General features: G+C 67.0%; 14 protein-coding genes and 1 pseudogene. 11 read left to right on the top strand and 4 right to left on the bottom strand.

What is annotated here, in order from left to right; all coding sequences use genetic code 11:
• The first annotated feature begins 17 nt into the window (after window positions 1-17).
• The 3 genes from phoU to rlmB all read left to right on the top strand — a co-directional run bounded on the left by phoU (window position 18) and on the right by rlmB (window position 3248).
• Window positions 18-659 carry a phosphate signaling complex protein PhoU gene (phoU, locus tag ACR0R4_RS04200; RefSeq protein ID WP_433646098.1) on the top strand — a complete coding sequence of 214 codons (642 nt, stop codon included), beginning with the start codon at window positions 18-20 and terminating at the stop codon, window positions 657-659.
• Window positions 660-759: 100 nt separating this feature from the next.
• Window positions 760-2244, top strand: coding sequence for a cysteine--tRNA ligase (gene cysS, locus ACR0R4_RS04195; protein ID WP_433646097.1), 1485 nt, complete (start codon window positions 760-762; stop codon window positions 2242-2244).
• Window positions 2241-3248, top strand: coding sequence for a 23S rRNA (guanosine(2251)-2'-O)-methyltransferase RlmB (rlmB, locus tag ACR0R4_RS04190; RefSeq protein WP_433646096.1), 1008 nt, complete (start codon window positions 2241-2243; stop codon window positions 3246-3248). The genes cysS and rlmB overlap by 4 nt, the downstream gene beginning before the upstream one ends.
• A 66-nt stretch (window positions 3249-3314) precedes the next feature.
• On the opposite strand, the gene ACR0R4_RS04185 is transcribed toward rlmB, so the two are convergent.
• Window positions 3315-3785 (bottom strand): Rv3235 family protein, encoded by a 471-nt coding sequence (locus ACR0R4_RS04185; RefSeq protein WP_433646095.1) that lies wholly within the window; start codon window positions 3783-3785, stop codon window positions 3315-3317.
• Between the two features lie 184 nt (window positions 3786-3969).
• On the opposite strand from ACR0R4_RS04185, the gene ACR0R4_RS04180 reads away from it, so the two are divergent.
• Window positions 3970-5508 carry a sensor histidine kinase gene (locus ACR0R4_RS04180; RefSeq protein WP_433646093.1) on the top strand — a complete coding sequence of 513 codons (1539 nt, stop codon included), beginning with the start codon at window positions 3970-3972 and terminating at the stop codon, window positions 5506-5508.
• Window positions 5509-5513: 5 nt separating this feature from the next.
• Here ACR0R4_RS04180 and ACR0R4_RS04175 read toward each other — a convergent pair whose 3' ends face one another.
• Complete coding sequence (locus ACR0R4_RS04175) at window positions 5514-5798, bottom strand: hypothetical protein (protein ID WP_433646092.1); 285 nt, start codon at window positions 5796-5798, stop codon at window positions 5514-5516.
• Entirely contained in the window at window positions 5795-7165 is a 1371-nt protein-coding gene (locus ACR0R4_RS04170; protein WP_433646091.1) for a PspC domain-containing protein, read from the bottom strand. Before ACR0R4_RS04170 ends, ACR0R4_RS04175 begins: the two co-directional genes overlap by 4 nt.
• A gap of 113 nt (window positions 7166-7278) precedes the next feature.
• Between ACR0R4_RS04170 and ACR0R4_RS04165 the strand changes: the two genes are divergently transcribed.
• Together ACR0R4_RS04165 and ACR0R4_RS04160 are read left to right on the top strand one after the other, a co-directional pair.
• Complete coding sequence (locus tag ACR0R4_RS04165; protein WP_433646090.1) at window positions 7279-8616, top strand: ATP-binding protein; 1338 nt, start codon at window positions 7279-7281, stop codon at window positions 8614-8616.
• A pseudogene (locus ACR0R4_RS04160) lies at window positions 8613-9337 on the top strand (LuxR C-terminal-related transcriptional regulator). The gene ACR0R4_RS04165 and the pseudogene ACR0R4_RS04160 overlap by 4 nt, the downstream one beginning before the upstream one ends.
• A gap of 24 nt (window positions 9338-9361) precedes the next feature.
• Here the strand turns inward: ACR0R4_RS04160 and ACR0R4_RS04155 are convergent.
• Window positions 9362-11230 (bottom strand): phospholipid carrier-dependent glycosyltransferase, encoded by a 1869-nt coding sequence (locus ACR0R4_RS04155; protein WP_433646089.1) that lies wholly within the window; start codon window positions 11228-11230, stop codon window positions 9362-9364.
• A gap of 97 nt (window positions 11231-11327) precedes the next feature.
• Between ACR0R4_RS04155 and ACR0R4_RS04150 the strand changes: the two genes are divergently transcribed.
• From ACR0R4_RS04150 to ACR0R4_RS04130, 5 genes are all read left to right on the top strand, one after another.
• Window positions 11328-13094: a proline--tRNA ligase gene (locus ACR0R4_RS04150; RefSeq protein WP_433646088.1), complete on the top strand. Its 1767-nt coding sequence runs from the start codon at window positions 11328-11330 to the stop codon at window positions 13092-13094.
• A 213-nt stretch (window positions 13095-13307) separates the two neighbouring features.
• Complete coding sequence (locus tag ACR0R4_RS04145) at window positions 13308-13601, top strand: WXG100 family type VII secretion target (protein ID WP_433646087.1); 294 nt, start codon at window positions 13308-13310, stop codon at window positions 13599-13601.
• Window positions 13602-13621: 20 nt separating this feature from the next.
• Window positions 13622-13939, top strand: a complete 318-nt coding sequence (locus ACR0R4_RS04140; RefSeq protein ID WP_433646086.1) for a hypothetical protein — start codon at window positions 13622-13624, stop codon at window positions 13937-13939.
• Window positions 13936-15984, top strand: a complete 2049-nt coding sequence (locus ACR0R4_RS04135; RefSeq protein WP_433646084.1) for an alpha/beta hydrolase — start codon at window positions 13936-13938, stop codon at window positions 15982-15984. Before ACR0R4_RS04140 ends, ACR0R4_RS04135 begins: the two co-directional genes overlap by 4 nt.
• A complete protein-coding gene (locus ACR0R4_RS04130) occupies window positions 15984-16601 on the top strand; it encodes a hypothetical protein (protein ID WP_433646083.1) in 618 nt (205 codons plus the stop codon). Before ACR0R4_RS04135 ends, ACR0R4_RS04130 begins: the two co-directional genes overlap by 1 nt.

The raw sequence follows: 16601 nt of genomic DNA, 5'->3' as shown, positions 1-16601 counted from the left end.
GAAGGGAACCGTTCGACATGCGCGAAGTATTTCAGCAGGAGCTCGCCGAGGTGCAGAGCCGCCTGGTGCAGATCGCCGAACTCGTGGAGATCGCGATTCAGCAGGCCACCACAGCGTTTCGCACGAGCGATGTGTCACTCGCCGAGCAAGTGATCGAGAACAACGAGCGCGTCGAGCAGATGGCCGCCGAGCTCGACGAACTCACGATCGACATTCTCGCCCGGCAGCAGCCGGTCGCCAGCGACCTCCGCCTGATGGTGGGCTCGCTGCGCATGGGCTCGTCGCTCGAGCGGATGGCCGACCTGGCCGAGCACATCGCTCAGCTCGCGCGGTACCGCTACCCCGAGAGCGCGATTCCGCAGGGCCTGCGCAAGACCTTCGCGCGCATGGGTGAGCTCGACGCCAAGATCGCGGGCAAACTCGTGGAATTGCTGCGTACGCAGGATCCCGCGTTCATCGACGAGATTCGCGATATCGACGACGCGATCGACGAGTTGCACGCGAAGGTCTTTGAAAAGGTTCTGAGCGACAAGGTCAACACCGACATCACGGGTGTCGTCGACGCGACCCTCGCGAGCCGCTACCACGAGCGATTTGGCGATCACGCGGTGAACATCAGCCGGCAGGTGAACTATTTCCTGCGCGGCGCGCTGCTCTAAGCCGGTTTTCGTGCATCCAGGTATTTCCGTGAATTCCCAAGTGGATCGCGATGCCAGGGCCCACTGCGCCCGGGGCCTGTCGTTGCCCTAGTCTTGAAGCGTGAAACAGCGCATCTACGACTCGCGAAAACAGGACGTGGTCGACCTCGCACCGCGGGTGTCGGGCGAGGTCTCGATGTATGTGTGCGGGCCGACGGTGCAATCGGCCCCACACATCGGGCACTTGCGCAGCGCCCTCGTCTACGACCAGATGCGTCGCTGGTTGACGGCGATGGGGCAGCGAGTCACGCTGATCCGCAATGTCACCGATATTGACGACAAGATTCTCGACAACGCACGCGAGGCGCAGCTTGCTGGGGGCGAGGAGCAGTGGTGGGCGCTCGCGTACCGCGTGGAGCGCGATTTCACCGCAGCCTACGACGCGATCGGGGTGCTGCCCCCCACCTACGAACCGCGCGCCACCGCGAACATTGCCGAGATGGTGGCGCTGATTGCGCGACTCATTGAGCGCGGGCACGCCTACCAGGCCGAAGACGGTTCGGCGAGCGTGTACTTCGACACGGGCAGTTGGCCCGACTACGGCGACCTCACCCGGCAGCGCCGCGATCAGATGGAAGATGCTACCGACTCGGAGCCGGTCGGCAAGCGCGATCCGCGCGACTTTGCGCTGTGGAAGGCGCACCGCGCGCACGAGCCCGAGAGTGCCGCCTGGCCGTCTCCGTGGGGGCTCGGCCGTCCGGGCTGGCACATCGAGTGCTCGGCCATGGCGACGAGATACCTCGGCGAAGAGTTCGACATTCACGGGGGCGGGCTTGACCTGCGCTTCCCGCACCACGAAAACGAGTTGGCACAGTCGACGGCGGCCGGGCATGCCTTCGCGCGGCACTGGATCCACAACGGCCTCGTCAATACCGGCGGCAAGAAGATGTCGAAGTCGCTGGGCAACTCGCTCTTCGCGCACGACCTACTGCGCGCCGCGCGCCCGGTGGTGCTGCGCTACTTCTTGGGCTCTGCGCACTACCGCTCGGTGCTCGAGTATTCTGCCGATTCGCTCGCCGAGGCGGCGGCCGCGTTCGAACGCATCGAGGGGTTCTTGGAGCGTGCGGAGACGTTCGTGTCGGAGGGTCATGCGGGTGGCGGCGCGGCCGCGCATCTCGTGCGCATGATGCCGCTCGGCGGGACCGCGACGAGCGAGATGCTGCCCGATGACTTTATTGCGGCTATGCTTGACGACTTCGGGGTGCCGCAGGCGCTCGCGACCCTTCACGGGGCCGTGCGCGCAGGGAACACCGCGATAGACGCGGGTGACGCAGGGTCGGCCCTGGCCCGCGCGACCGAGGTGGTCGCCATGCTTGACGTGTTGGGCCTTGACCCACGCGACGAGCACTGGGCTGCCTCGGGAGGAGTCGCGGGCGGTGCGGAAGCCGCAGCGCTCGACACCCTGGTCACCGCCCTGATCGAAGAGCGCCGAGAGGCGCGCGCACGCAAGGACTTCGCCACGAGCGACGCGATTCGCGATCGCTTGCAGCAGGCGGGGGTCGCCCTGGAAGATAGCCCGAACGGAACCCGCTGGAGTCTCGCATGAACATGAAGAAATCGCGCCCCGGCGCAGTACGTAAGAAGAGTCGCGGCAAGGCCGTCGGTTCGGGCGGGCAGGGGCGCCAGGCCCTTGAGGGCCGCGGCCCGACGCCAAAGGCAGAGGACCGGCCCTACCACCCCGCGGGTAAGGCGAAGGCCGCAAAGGATCGCTACGTGGCGGCCGGCGGCAAAGACCCGCGTCGCGGCGCAAAGCCCGAACGGCAGCAGCGCGGCACGCGCAAACCCACCGACGACACCGAGCTGGTGACCGGCCGCAACTCGGTGCTCGAGGCGCTCCGCACCAAGATCCCCGCAACCGCGTTGTACGTCGCGGCCAAGGTTGAGATGGACGAACGCATGCGCGAGATCCTCGGCATCGCCGTGGGTCGCGGCGTGCCCGTGCTCGAGATTATGCGCCCCGAACTCGACCGCATGACCTCGCGCGACACCGTGCACCAGGGCGTGGCGCTGAAGGTGCCCGCGTACGAGTACGCACACCCGTTCGACCTGCTTGAGTCGGCAGTGGATCGCGGCGAGACGCCGTTGCTCGTCGCCCTCGACGGCATCACCGACCCGCGCAACCTCGGGGCGATCATCCGCTCCGTCGCCGCGTTCGGAGGGCAGGGTGTCATCGTGCCCCAGCGCCGATCGGTCGGGCTCAACTCCGCCGCGTGGAAGACCTCGGCCGGGGCCGCCGCCCGCATCCCCGTCGCCATGGCCGCCAACCTCACCCAGACGCTGAAGGCGTTGAAGGAGCAGGGCGTGTTCGTGCTCGGGCTTGACGGCGACGGCGACGTGTCGCTGCCCGGTCTTGAACTTGCGGATCGCCCGCTCGTGATCGTTGTCGGCAGCGAGGGCAAGGGTCTGTCGCGGCTCGTCACCGAGACCTGCGACGCGGTCGTGTCGATCCCGATCACCGCGGCCACCGAGTCGCTGAACGCGGGCATCGCGGTGAGCGTCTCGCTGTATGAGATCTCGAAGCTGCGGGCCGAGCGCGCGCCAGAGCAGTAGCCGCACCGGCACCAGCACCGAACTCGCACCAACACCCTCACCGAACTCACACCGACACCGTAACCACTACAGCACCGAAATTTCGGTCGCCCGCCAGCGGTCGGTCACCCACTCGAATCGCATGGCGACCGCGTGGGTGCGCCGATTCGTTTCGAGCACCACCGATGCTTCGATCGCGTGTGGTGCTGGCCTGCACAGCACCACACGCTTCGGCCTGGGCGCGGAGTGACGCTCATCCTTGAAGAGGTGACGTCGCTCCATGCGCGCGGCGCGCACCTGGCCGAGGTGCACGGCGAGCTTCCAGGTGATCGCGTTGCCGAGTTGAGCCAGGCCCCGTGTGCCCTCGAGCGCCTCAAACACGTGCACCGCCATCGCTCCGATCATTCGTGGATCGGGGCCGGGGAGTTCGTGAGCCCGCCGTTCCGGTTCAGGGAATTCCGGGCGCGAGCGCGGCGGCTCCGACGGCTGGGGAACCAGCGTGAGGTGTGCGGGTCGCACGCGCGCGGGTGCAACTCTTGCGGGGGAGACAGGGGGCATTGCGGGCTCCGTTCGAAGATGTCTCTCGCGGCGCCGTGCCCCCTGTTTCCCCTGGCTGCGCCGAAAGCTCGGCATTGTACCGAGAGTCCCCACGATAGGCGTGAACGGCTGCCGCGTGTCAATGAGCAATTACGCCCAGTGTCAGGGCGCTTTGGATCAGCCGGCGCCTCAGTACACTCGAACCATGGCTACGCTGCGCAACCTCGCAACCAAGTACTCGACCCTGGGCGAGGAAGAGATTCAATGGCTTGAACTCATGGCACCCGACTTCCCCCTGCTTGCCGATCTCTCGCTGGGCGACGTCGTGCTCTGGGTGCCCACCGCTGACGGCAATTACATCGCGGCCGCGCACAGTCGCCCGGCCGGCTCTATCACGCTGTTCTACCGTGATGTCATTGGCGACGTGCTGCGCCCCGACTGGCGAGAGGTCGTAGACGAGGCGATGCAAACGCGGCAGCCCTCAAACTCACGCGCCCCGATTTGGGTCGAGGAGAACGCTATGAAGCTGTGGGCGTTTTCCGTGAGTCGTCGAGACGATACCGGCGGCACCACGGCCCGCAACACCGATACCGGCGTGATCACCACACCAGCTGGCTACCAGACCGAACCATTCGCGGTGGTCACGGTGCACACGAGTGCCTCTGATATGCAAAGCGATACGCGCATTGGAAAGGCATTCCGAGAGGTCGCCTCCGACCTGTTCGTCATGATTCAGCAGGGCCTGTTTCCCTCACCAGGTTCGACGCGCGGCCGTGAGCGCGGGGCCCCGCGTGCATCTGACGGTCTCGTGCGCGTCAATACCCAGGGCATTGTGACCTTTGCGAGTCCGAACACGCAGACCACCTTCGCTCTCCTGGGGCATCGCGACGAGCTCGAGGGCGAGAACTTCGCCGAAGATGTGGCGAGCCTGGTGCACGGCCAGTCAGACACCAACGAGTCCCTGCCGCTGATCACCCAGGGTAAGGTTGCCAAGCGCGCCGATATCGAGGTGAACGGTCGAACCGTGACCCTGCGGTCGATTCCCGTGATCCGCGATGAACAGCGCATCGGGGGCATCGTGCTCACCCGCGATGTGACCGAGTTGCGGCATCAGGAGCAGGAACTCATCACCAAGGATGCGACGATTCGCGAGATCCACCATCGCGTGAAGAATAACCTGCAGACCGTGGCGTCACTGCTGCGCGTGCAGGCCCGCCGGGCGCGCAGCGAAGAGGCGAAGCAGGTGCTCGGCCAGGCCATGCGACGCGTCGCGGCGATCGCGGTGGTGCACGACACGCTCTCGACCGGATTTTCGCAGATCGTCGATTTTGACCTGGTCTTCGACCGGGTGATCAGCCTGGCCGCCGAGGTGGCCAGCCTGCACAACACCACGGTGCACCCCAGCAAGGTGGGGCGCTTCGGCGAATTGCCCTCGAGCTACGCCACGCCCCTCTCGCTCGCACTCACCGAGATCGTGACGAACGCCGTCGAACACGGGCTTGCTGGCCGCGAGGGTGAGGTGATCGTCACCGCCGATCGCACCGATAATCGGCTGGCGGTCGAGGTGATCGATACCGGCACCGGGCTTCCCGGCGGCACCGTCGGCGACGGGCTGGGTACCCAGATCGTGCGCACCCTCGTTGAAGGCGAACTCGGCGGATCGATTACCTGGGGGGCGCACGAGGGCGGGGGCACCCGAGTCGCGATCAACATTCCCCTGCACTGGATCAACACCGACGAGTAAGGGAACTAGCGCGAACTCGCGCCCCGAATGACCACGGCGATGCCGACCGCGAGCAGCAGCACGCCGAGCCCGATGACGGTGGTTGCGATCCACACGGCCGTGTCGACGGAGCTGGGTGCCAACTCGCGCTGCACTACGTAGGCGCAGAACACGAGAAACAGGGCGCCCCACACGATCGGGCCGGTGCGTGGCCGGGGCCTTTCTGCTGCCAGGTGTGGATCGGTGCCATACGTTTCGGCTCCGGAGCCCGGAGCAGCGGGACGCGGTTCGGGGGTCGGGTCGGTAGTCATCGGGTGGCCTCGCTTTCGGATTCAGTGCCGTCGATTCTGGCGTTGCCGGCGAGCATGCGCACCTGCACCTCGGTGATGTCTGTGGCCGCGGCACCCTGCAGATTCGCGCCGGTCACATACATCTGAAACGGGCCTCTGATCGTGCGCGTTTCACCGTCAGTCGAGGTCGCGATGGTATTGCCTGCCAGCAGATTCACCGTGACGCGGGTGGGGTGATCGTCGGGCAACTCGATGTCGACATTTCCTGCGAACATCCAGACCTCAATCGTGCGGCCCGCGTCGCGTTCGTCGAGCGCGCTCAGGTCGAGCTCGGCGTTGCCGGCAAACACCGCGAGACCTGAGTCGGATGGGGTGTTTTCGGTCACCCGAACCTCGGCATCGCCGACCGGGCGGAACGTGAGATTGTCGGGCATCAGCGTGGTGTACGGGGTGAAGAGCAGCGCGATCGCGCCGACGAGGGCCGCGAACCCGACCCACCCGCTGTACTTGCCGCGGACCCCGGCGACGATCATCGAGAGGGCGCAGACCGCGACCGCGGCCACGATCGACGTCGTGAACACGAACCGGCCGTCTTCTCCGATGCTCAGCCCCCAGGCGGCGACCCCGCCCGCCGTCAAGAGCGCGAGTGCGAGGGTGATCAGGATGTGACCGGCGCCGAGCTTGCGCGCTTCGTAGCGCAGTCGTTCGCGCTCTGCCCACGCGGGGGTGTCTTCTCCCACTTTTTGCCCCCAAGCGGTTGCCTGTTCAGAGGCCTTCTGACCCCATGCGGTTGCGTCGTCGGCCAGCTTCTGGGTCCATTCGGCCGCATCGGGTTGCGGTGCGGCGCTGGCCCGGCGGAGTCCGCCACGGCTGATCCACACGATGAGCCAGATGAGCGCCGCCGGCAGCAGCACCGCCCACCAGATGATCGACGCGGTGACCTGCACCCAGTCGGGAACTCCGAAGACGTCCCACATCACCCAGTTGGCGGGGCCGCCGAACATCGCCGAGAGCGTCCCGAAGACGATGGGGAGGACGACGAGCGCGCCAATCACAACCGCGGCAACGATCACCCCGGTCTGTGCGCGCCCACGAAACAGCTCTTCCAGGTGGATCTTGCCACTCGGGTCGGACAGCAGCAGCCAGCCCGCGAGGTAGAGCACGAGTCCCGGGCCGCCCAGCACGGCGAGCACGACAAAGATGCCGCGCACGATCAGCGGGTCGATGTTCGCCCGGTCGGCGATGCCCGCGGCGACACCCGCGAACCAGCGATCGCTGCTACTGCGCATGATGCCCAGGCCGCGCAGCCACCCGAAGAAGCCGCCTGCGGCGCCCGGGGGCTGCTGCGGGCCCGGTGCGGGGGGTGCGGAGGGAGGAATGTCGTTCATGCTTCGAGTGTGCACCCGTCTGCGGCCCGCCGCCATGGGGGTTCTTACTGATTCGACCCTGAACAATGCCGCCGGCTGGCCCGTATGTCGGTGCCGGGTGCTTGGATAGAACCATGTCCCAGATGCCGCTGCAGCGCCCCCGTGAGGGGCGAGTGCTCGCTGGAGTGTGCGCGGGCCTCGCGGCGCACCTCGGTCTGCCGGTCTTTTGGGTGCGCATCGCGATGGTCGGTTTCGCGCTCTTCGGTGGGGCGGGCGCGCTCTTCTACGCGTGGCTGTGGATCCTGGCACCAGCCGAGGTGGACGAACCGGTGGTGCCCATGCGCCGTGCACTGACGCAGCCGGTGCTCGAGTCGGATGCGAGCCAAGGAGCGAATCCGGGGAGCATTTCGGGCCTGAGCGCGAAGACTCGCGCCGATCCTGGTGACAGCGCGAGCGTGCGGCCCGGGGCCTCAGCGCCCGCGCGGAGGCACTGGCCGGTCGCAGAGCTGCTCTTCGGAGCGTGTTTCTTGGTCGCCGGCGTAGCCCTCGTGCTCTCGCAACTGGGGGTGGAGCTTCGGCTCGAGATCTTGTTGCCCACGCTCGCGGTCCTCGTGGGCGTGGGGCTCGCGTGGTGGCAGATTGCCGACCGCGACCGGCCCGAGCGCCACTCGGTACCCCGGGTGCTCGGCGCGTTGGCACTCGTCGCGGTGGGCGTGCTGATGTTCTTCGTCACGGCCCGGGAACCGAGTGTCGTCACCGTCGTCGCTGCGGCTCTGGCGGTGCTCGCCGGGGTTGCCCTTGCCATTGCCCCCTGGTTGCTGCGGCTCAATCGCGAACTGGTCGCCGAGCGCGCCGGCCGCGCGCGCGAGGCGGAGCGCGCGGAGATCGCAGCGCACCTGCACGATTCGGTGCTGCAAACACTCGCGCTGATCCAACAGAGATCAGAGCCGGGTAGCGAAGTCGCACGCATCGCCCGAGGCCAGGAGCGTGAGCTCCGCGAATGGCTGTTTCGCGGCGCGGATGGCGCGCCCCCGGCTGCGAGCACGGCGGTCGATGGAGAGCTGCGCCAGCACGCCGTGGCTCTCGAGCATGAGTATGCGGTGCGGTTCGAGATCGTCGCGGTGGGCGCGATGGCGGAAGCCAGCGTTCCTGAGGCGATCGTCTCGGCCACGCGTGAGGCGATGCTGAACGCGGCCAGGCACGCGGGGGGCGACGTGACGGTGTATCTCGAGGTGGGCCCCGAATCGGTCTCGATCGACGTGACCGATCGGGGCCCGGGCATCGATATCACGCAGCTTCCCGGCGGGCGCATGGGCGTGCGCGAGTCCATACTGGGGCGAATGGAACGCGCGGGCGGATCCGCGCGGATCGTGGCCGGGCCGGGCGGCACCGGCACGTCGGTGCGCCTCTCCATGCACCGCGGCGAGGCTGCCGGGCTGGGTGCACCCCCGATCGAACAGGACACGAGATGAACGAACACCAGCGCCCGGGGCCGCATGCCCAGTCGGATCATGTTCCTGAGCTCGCGACTGAGCCGACCCCGATCCGCGTGGTCATCGTCGACGATCACCAGATTTTTCGCACGGGGCTGCGCGCGGAGTTGGGGCCCCAGCTCGAGGTTGTGGGTGAGGCCTCGACTGTCGATGAGGCGATTGCGCTCATCCCTTTCGCATGCCCCGACGTGGTGCTGCTCGACGTGCACCTGCCGGGTGGGGCCGGGGGCGGGGTGCCGAGGTATTGCGCAAGCTGAGCGGCGTGCCTGCGCTGCAGGGCACCCGATACCTGGCGCTCAGCGTTTCAGACGCGGCAGACGACGTGGTGAGCGTGATCCGCTCGGGAGCCCGTGGGTATCTGACGAAGGCGGCATCGGGGGCCGAGGTGACCGCCGCGGTGATGCGCGTGCACAGCGGCGACGCGGTGTTCTCGCCGCGGCTCGCCGGGTTCGTGCTTGACGCATTCGGTGCGGGGCTGGGCGAGACCGCGGCGGCCGACGACGAGCTCGATCGACTGTCGGTGCGCGAGCAGGAGGTCATGCGGATGATCGCCAGAGGGTATACCTACAAGGAAGTCGCCGCCGAGCTCTTCCTCTCGGTGCGCACGGTCGAGACTCACGTGTCGAACGTACTGCGCAAGTTGCAGCTCTCGAACCGGCACGAGCTGACCGCATGGGCGCTTGCCCGACGGCTGCTGTAGCGGTCTCGATCACCGACTTTCCGGTTAATCCCACCCGGGCAGCCACAGGTGGGCGCGCCAGAACCACTCGGCAATCGGCATGCCCGACCACGCCGGGAAGAACAGCACTGAGACCACCAGTGCGATGGCGAGGAAGATCGTCACGGCGATCCGCCGACCCAGGAGCGCCTCCGGTGAGCTATCGAGGTGGATCCCGGCGAGGGCCAGCAGCCCCGGGTGTCCGGGGCGGTGTCGGTGCCAGAGCGCGCCCAGTACGAGCGCCAGGGCGAGCGCGGCGAACGGTGTGAGCACCACCGCGTAGAACTGGAACACCGCTGAACGCGAGAACGTGAGCACCCAGGGCAACCATCCGGAGAGGTAGCCGACCAGCACGAACGCCGATGCCGCGCCGAGACCCGGGTTGCGCGCGAAGCGCGGGCGGCGAACCGCGATCCACCCGCTGCGCACGACCACCCACGTGAGTAGGAGCAACGCGGCGACCCCGCCCCACGTGACGAGCAGGTTGGGGAGCGGGGAGATCGCTGCGACGCAGCCGCTCGGCCACCGGCAGCCGTCGCCCTGCGGCCAGTTCACCTCGTACATGGCGGTGGGGCGGAGCCCGAGCGGCCAGGTCAGCGGGTGTGACTGGTAGGGGTGTGGGGCGGAGAGGGTCGCGTGCCAGGCCAGGGCATCCGCGTGCCACTGGGCGAGCGACACCCACCAGGGCTCGCCCGGTTCACGATTCTGCGCGGTGGGCGAGGCGATCCACCCCCACCAGCTGACGAGATACGCGAGTGCCGCGGCGGGGAGGGCGAGTGCCGCGGTGACGAGGGCCTGCAGGGCCGCGCCAGCGAGGGGGCGCACCCTTGCGCCGCCGGGAGGTCGAATGCTGAGCGACGGGCCACTGTGAGTCTGCCCGCTGTTGGCCTGATCCGTTCGAAATCTGCGCCAGATGTCGACGGCCACGACAAAGAGCAGGAACGCGGCCAGTGGGTAGAGGCCCGACCACTTGATCGCGGCCGCAGCGCCGAAGGTGAGGCCTGCCGCCAGCAGCCACGGCCTGCGCCAGGTGATGTGCCGCCCAGGCTGCCCTGCCTGCGCTGCTCCTGCTTGTGCTGCTCCTGCTTGTGCTGCTCCTGCTTGTGCCACTCCTGCCTGCGCCGCTCCTGCTTGTGCCGGTCTTGCCTGTGCCGCCCTCTCTTCGCTCGGAGATCCGCGCAAAATCGGATCGATTTGCGGCTTTTCCTCCTGGATTGTGTGTTTCTCCGAGCCACGGGAAGAGGTTGTGCTTGAACACACATCCCGCCACACGAAAAGGGCACCCAACAGCACGAAGAGGGCGAGAAACCCATCGAGCAGCGCCACGCGGGTGAGCACCACATGCACGCCGTCGATTGCGAGGAGGAACCCCGCCACGCACGCGATCCACAGGCTGCGGGTCATGAGCCAGCCGAGCCGCATGGTGACCCCTACCGCAGCTACCCCGGCGAGCGCGACGGCGGATCGCCACCCCCAGCCGGTGTCGGCGCCAAAGAGGAGAACGCCCAGACCAATCAGCCACTTGCCGAGCGGAGGGTGCGCGATCGTGCTCGCCTGATCGCTGAAGGCGAGGGCGCGCTCGCCGCCGAATGCGGGGTCATCGTCGGGCCAGGTCGTCGGGAATCCGTTCCCCAGCTGGCTCACCGCGTCGCGCACGTAGTACAGCTCGTCGAAAACGAGCGAGTCGGGGCGGCCGAGCGCCCAGAACCTGAGTGCCGCAGCGAGAGCCAGCACCGCGATCACCGCCAGCGGCGCAAGCAGGGAGCGAGGTGCACTGGGCTTCTGCCGTCCGAGTGGCGCACCTGAATCCTGAGGTCCGGCGCTTATGCGCGAGCGCGGCGACCTCGAGGCAGCGGCGGGTGGAGGAACGGGCACGCCTCCAGCCTAGGCTGGAGGGATCGGTGCCCGGGCCGCGGGTGATCGGCTGATCCACTGGGCAATCGAGGCCCGGCCTGCGGCTACGATAGATTCCGTGCTTACACGCCTCTCGAACTACTTTCTGAAGACGCTCCGCGAAGACCCGGCCGATGCCGAGGTGACGAGTCACCGGCTGCTCGTGCGGGCCGGCTATATCCGCCGCCAGGCACCCGGGGTATTTGCCTGGTTGCCACTCGGGCTGCGTGTGAAGGCGAAGCTTGAGCAGATCGTGCGCGACGAGATGGCCGCCGCCGGGGCGCACGAGGTGCACTTTCCGGCGCTGCTTCCGCGCGAACCCTACGAGGCGACCGGCCGATGGGACGAGTACGGCGACGGATTGTTCCGCTTGCAGGATCGGCACGGTGCCGATTATCTGCTCGCGCCTACGCACGAGGAAGTCTTCACACTGATGGTGAAAGACATCGTGACGTCGTACAAAGATCTTCCGCTGTCGCTCTACCAGATTCAAGACAAGTACCGCGACGAGGCACGGCCGCGTGCCGGACTGCTGCGCGGCCGTGAGTTCACGATGAAGGACGCCTACTCCTTCGATGTCACCGACGCGGGGCTGGAGGCGAGCTACCAGGCGCAGCGCGATGCCTACGAGCGCATCTTCACGCGGCTCGGGCTCGAGTACGTGATTGTCTCGGCAGACGCGGGTGCGATGGGTGGATCCAAGAGCGAAGAGTTTCTGCTTCCCACCGAGATCGGTGAAGACACGTTTGTGCGCTCGGCCGGTGGATACGCGGCCAATGTCGAGGCGTATGTGACGCCTACGCCCGATCCGCTGCCCATTGAGGGTCAGCCTGAGGCGGTCGTGTACGACTCGCCAGACACCCCGACCATCGAGACGCTGGTCGCGCTCACCAACGAGGTGCTGCCGCGCGCCGATGGCCGTGCATGGGAGGCCGCCGACACCCTGAAGAACGTGGTGCTCGCGCTGACCGCGGCCGACGGCACGCGCGAACTGGTGGTCGTCGGCATTCCGGGAGACCGTGACGCCGACATGAAGCGCGCCGAGGCTGCCTTTGGTGGCGCCGAAGTCGAGCCCGCGAATGCCGCAGATTTCGCGAAGCACCCGCTGCTCGTGAAGGGGTACATCGGCCCGGGCGCCGCAGGGGCGCCGGTGCTCGGCGAGGCGGGATCCACTGGTGTGCGTTACCTGCTCGACCCGCGCGTGGTTGCGGGAACGTCGTGGGTGACCGGCGCGAACGAGCCCGAGAAGCACGTTGCGTACCTGGTCGCTGGGCGCGACTTCGCGGGCGACGGCGTGATTGACATTGCTTCGGTGCGAGACGGCGACCCGGCACCCGACGGGTCGGGCCCGATTGAGACTGCGCGCGGTATGGAGATCGGTCACGTGTTCCAGCTCGGGCGCAAGTATGCCGAGGCGCTCGGACTCAAGGTACTCGACGAGAACGGCAAGTTGGTGACCGTGACGATGGGGTCGTATGGCATCGGCGTGACTCGCATCATGGCGATTCTTGCCGAACTGCACAACGACGATCGCGGGTTGATTTGGCCGCGTGCGATCGCCCCGTTCGACGTGCATCTTGTCGCGACCGGCAAAGACGCGGCGATCATCGGGATCGCCGAATCGCTGGCAGGTGCCCTTGATGCAGCCGGCGTGGAGGTGCTGTTTGACGACCGCCCGAAGGTGTCACCAGGCGTGAAGTTCGGCGATGCCGAGCTCATTGGCGTGCCGCGCGTGGTCGTGGTGGGCCGCGACGCGACCGAAGGGTTCGCCGAGGTGTGGGATCGCGCCACCGGAGCCAAAGAGAAGGTCGCACTGGTCGACGTGCCCGGGCTGTTTGGGGCGTAGGCTCACTTTCTCCCAGTGGATCGGGGGCGCTGCCTGTGGCAGCGCCCCTTTCTTCTTTTCGCTCACAGGCGACCGTGCTCGGACGAACATCCTCGAGTTCTCCACAGATCGGCCTCCGCCTCGTTTCCGACGCCCGCGCTCCGCTGAGATAGACGCAGAACGGTAGCGCCCGGTGAAGACATCGGGGCCGTGAGCGCGAGGGAGCGGATCCACATGGCAAATATTCGGGTGACGTACGGCGATATTGAGCAGGTGGCGGGGCAGCTCGCCCAGGGGCGAGACGAGATCACCGCGAAGCTCCGCCTACTTGAATCGCAAATCACTACCCTCGTGTCGACCGGGTTTGTGACCGATCAGGCATCGGTGCGATTTCACTCGATGTACAGCGAGTACACGTCGGGCGCGGCGATCGTCGCGGAAAAGCTCAGCGAGATTCAATCTTTTCTGACACAGACGGCGGGCGCGATCCGCGATCTGGATTCACAACTCGCCGCCCGCATCAGCTGAGCACGGCCCGGTGACCTCGGATGCGCGATCGATTCGAAATCGACGACGAGAGTTTGCTTGCTGCTGGCTCGCTTCTCGCGCACGCCGCCGCTGCGCTGGTCGATGGGGGTTCCTCGGCGCCGCACATTGAACTGCAGTTGGTGACCCGCTCTGGTGACCGGGTGCGCTGGTTCTTGGAGGGCATCGCTACTGCCCGTGCTGCGCTCGCCGACGCGGCAGGCACCGCCGGTCGGGCGGTTGCCGAAGTCATGCAGGTGAGCGCGGAGCTTGAGGAGCGACTTGCGGTGCAACTCGGTGATGGGTTTGCGGTGCCCCAGGTGAGGCGACCGAAGACATGACCTGGATTCCTTCGTCGGCCGAGGAAGTGTTGCCGAGTGAATCGCCTATTCTGGGGTGCCCCGATGAGCCTTCTGCCGTGGCGCGGTACCTCGGGGGAACCGCGGACGGGGTCGCTCAGTATCGCGCGGCACTCCAGCGGGCGCAGCACACGCTCGGCCTCGTGCAGAGCGACGGTGTGACCGAGATTTCCGGGAAGATCGGGCAACGGCTGGAGGTCGGCGCGGTCGCGCTGAATCAGACGGCTGTCACCGCGCGGAGCGCGTTCGAGCACTACGCGGCCGAGATCGACCGCATCCACGCTGCGGCCCGGTGGGTGCACACGCGAGTCGAGGGGTCGCTGGCAGTGATTCGTGGCCAGCGCGACACGATTGACGAGATCTGCCGGGCGCTCGGGGCACGAGTTGAATTCCACTGGCGCGCTGGCCCGCCCGTCGTCATGCCCGCGCTGGCACTCGGGATCCCGGCCCCCGACGCTGGCTGGATCGGCGTGCTTCCGCACGACGGAGGAGCGACCACCGGCGGCGCGATGGAGGCCCTCGCGGTGCGTGCTCGGTTCGAGCCACTGTGGGCCGCCGCCGTCTCGCGGTGGCGGGGCGCGGTCGACCAGATCGATGCGGATATCGACGAATGGCGGCGACTGTTCGATGAGCGGTCAAGTGCCGAACTCGCGCTACTGACGGCCCTCAACAGCACCGCCCTCGGGCAACTCATCACGGTCAGTGAGACGACGATCGCTGCGCGTCGCAGCATCGTTGCGTTCGGCTTCTCGGGTGAGCTCTGGGGGCTCACTCGACCGCCAGTTTCCCCGGCCACGGAGCATGCCCTCCTGGTGCAGCTCCTGGGCACCCGCTCTGGGGCGGATACCTGGCACACCCCTCCCGCTCCGGCTCGCATAGCTGAGGGTTGGAGCGAGCTCACCCCCTCCGAACAACAGCAACTGATCGCGGAGGTGCCGTGGGTGATCGGCAACCTACCCGGCCTGCCGTTTCACGTGCGCGATCAGGCCAATCGGCGTCTGCTCGAGTACTACGCGCTTCACCACGACGGGCTGAGCCCTGAGTGTGTGGAGTTGCTGAGAGAGCTGACCAGCGCATTGCAGGACGACACAGGCGATCCGCCGGTGACGGTCGTCGCGCTGAATCTCAGCGGGAGCATCCCCATGGTTGCGGTCGGCTACGGCACCCTTGACACGTCATCGAGCCTGACCTGGGAGGTGCCCGGAATGTCGAGCGATGCCCACCTGGCACTTGGCTCCTGGCACCAGGCAAGCCAGAACCTCTACGGCACCCAAGAGCGCCTGCTCAATGCGCAGCGAAAACACACGAGATCGCGCGGGGGTGTGGCGCAAGCACCCGGTGTGATTGCGTTTCTCGCCTACGACACCCCGCACCTGCTGTCGGTCCTCTTCGCACAGTCGGCGCGAACCGGCGCTCACCGGCTTGCCGCCGAGCTTGACGGGGCCGCGGCGACCCGGGCGCACGGAGTGCCGCTGCCCACTCACGCGGTGATCGCGCACTCGTACGGCACACCCGTGACCGCGAACGCGCTCACTCTGACTCAGTACCCGGTGCAGTCGTTCACGATGCTCGGATCAGCAGGCCTCGACGACGAAGTTGTGAGGGGATTCTCCGACCTGAATATCGAACGGGATCACGCGGGAGCACCCAGAGTATTCACCACTCAGGCTGCGGGGGATCAGCTCGCGCCGCTGGGCGCGGCCCTCTCTGACCGGGCGCAACCAAATCCTGGGGCAGTAGCCGCCGGACAAGATCACATTCCGGGCGCGTATGTGTTCGGGTCAGACGGCTGGGGTGCCCTGCTCTCCACAGACGGCCACTCGGTCATCGGGGCGGGCGATCGAGGCCTGCTCGGCGGCAATGCTTCGACAGGTCGTGGCTACCTCGACATCGACACGCAGGCGCTTGTCGGTGCGGCCGCGACGAGTCTTGGCGCACTGCCGCATGTGCCCGGCGGGCTCACTCGGAATGGCCAGCCGATGGTCTCACCCGATACTCCATGGATCCTCGCGAAGGGAAACGAATAGTGAAGCGTCACCACAGGGTCGGAAGCCTGGCAATCGCACTCGCGCTGTGCGCAGGTCTCGTGGGTTGCGACGAAATGTTTGGCCCCAGTGACGGGCCTGAATCAGAGTCACGTTCCGTCGATGTCTATGGCACACGCAAGTTCAGCCCGGCTTGGGAAACCGGACAGACCGACATGCTCGCAACCTCAGATCTGCAGATAGCCTGGGCGATTGCGGAGACCGAAGAGGCGCTCCTCGTGCTGGGAGACCCGGATGGTTGGGACATGCTGGTGGCTGAGGGGAATTGGGCAGAGTACCGTGACGTGAGGATGCCCGAGTTGCATGGAACCATGTGTGATTTGGACGATGCGGGCCGTCGCGGTGGCCAAATAGTTGTCTCGATCATTCACGCGAACTACGAACTCACCTACGAGGCGGCCGAGAGGCTTCGCGTGCATTGGATGAAGCGCGGGTGGGTCGTCACGGACATCTTCCGGGGCCCGCTTCCCGACGGCATGCCGCTGGTCTATATGCGGGCCGATCGCTACGGCGGGTCTCGCATTTCGCTGTACGCGAGAGACAATGCGGTCGACCTGCGAGTGACCTCCGCCTGTTCGCCGAGCAGCGGTCTGGGGTGA

Source organism: Leucobacter fengyongliangi, assembly GCF_050971685.1.
Classification (GTDB): Bacteria; Actinomycetota; Actinomycetes; order Actinomycetales; family Microbacteriaceae; genus Leucobacter.
Note: the sequence above shows the minus strand (reverse complement) of the source record. Positions and strands in the feature narration are given on the sequence as shown.

Coding starts and splice junctions, on each gene's coding strand:
- phoU (WP_433646098.1), top strand. CDS start 18: ATGCGCGAAGTATTTCAGCAGGAGCTCGCCGAGGTGCAGAGCCGCCTG.
- rlmB (WP_433646096.1), top strand. CDS start 2,241: ATGAACATGAAGAAATCGCGCCCCGGCGCAGTACGTAAGAAGAGTCGC.
- ACR0R4_RS04185 (WP_433646095.1), bottom strand. CDS start 3,785: ATGCCCCCTGTCTCCCCCGCAAGAGTTGCACCCGCGCGCGTGCGACCC.
- ACR0R4_RS04180 (WP_433646093.1), top strand. CDS start 3,970: ATGGCTACGCTGCGCAACCTCGCAACCAAGTACTCGACCCTGGGCGAG.
- ACR0R4_RS04175 (WP_433646092.1), bottom strand. CDS start 5,798: ATGACTACCGACCCGACCCCCGAACCGCGTCCCGCTGCTCCGGGCTCC.
- ACR0R4_RS04170 (WP_433646091.1), bottom strand. CDS start 7,165: ATGAACGACATTCCTCCCTCCGCACCCCCCGCACCGGGCCCGCAGCAG.
- ACR0R4_RS04165 (WP_433646090.1), top strand. CDS start 7,279: ATGTCCCAGATGCCGCTGCAGCGCCCCCGTGAGGGGCGAGTGCTCGCT.
- ACR0R4_RS04145 (WP_433646087.1), top strand. CDS start 13,308: ATGGCAAATATTCGGGTGACGTACGGCGATATTGAGCAGGTGGCGGGG.
- ACR0R4_RS04140 (WP_433646086.1), top strand. CDS start 13,622: ATGCGCGATCGATTCGAAATCGACGACGAGAGTTTGCTTGCTGCTGGC.
- ACR0R4_RS04135 (WP_433646084.1), top strand. CDS start 13,936: ATGACCTGGATTCCTTCGTCGGCCGAGGAAGTGTTGCCGAGTGAATCG.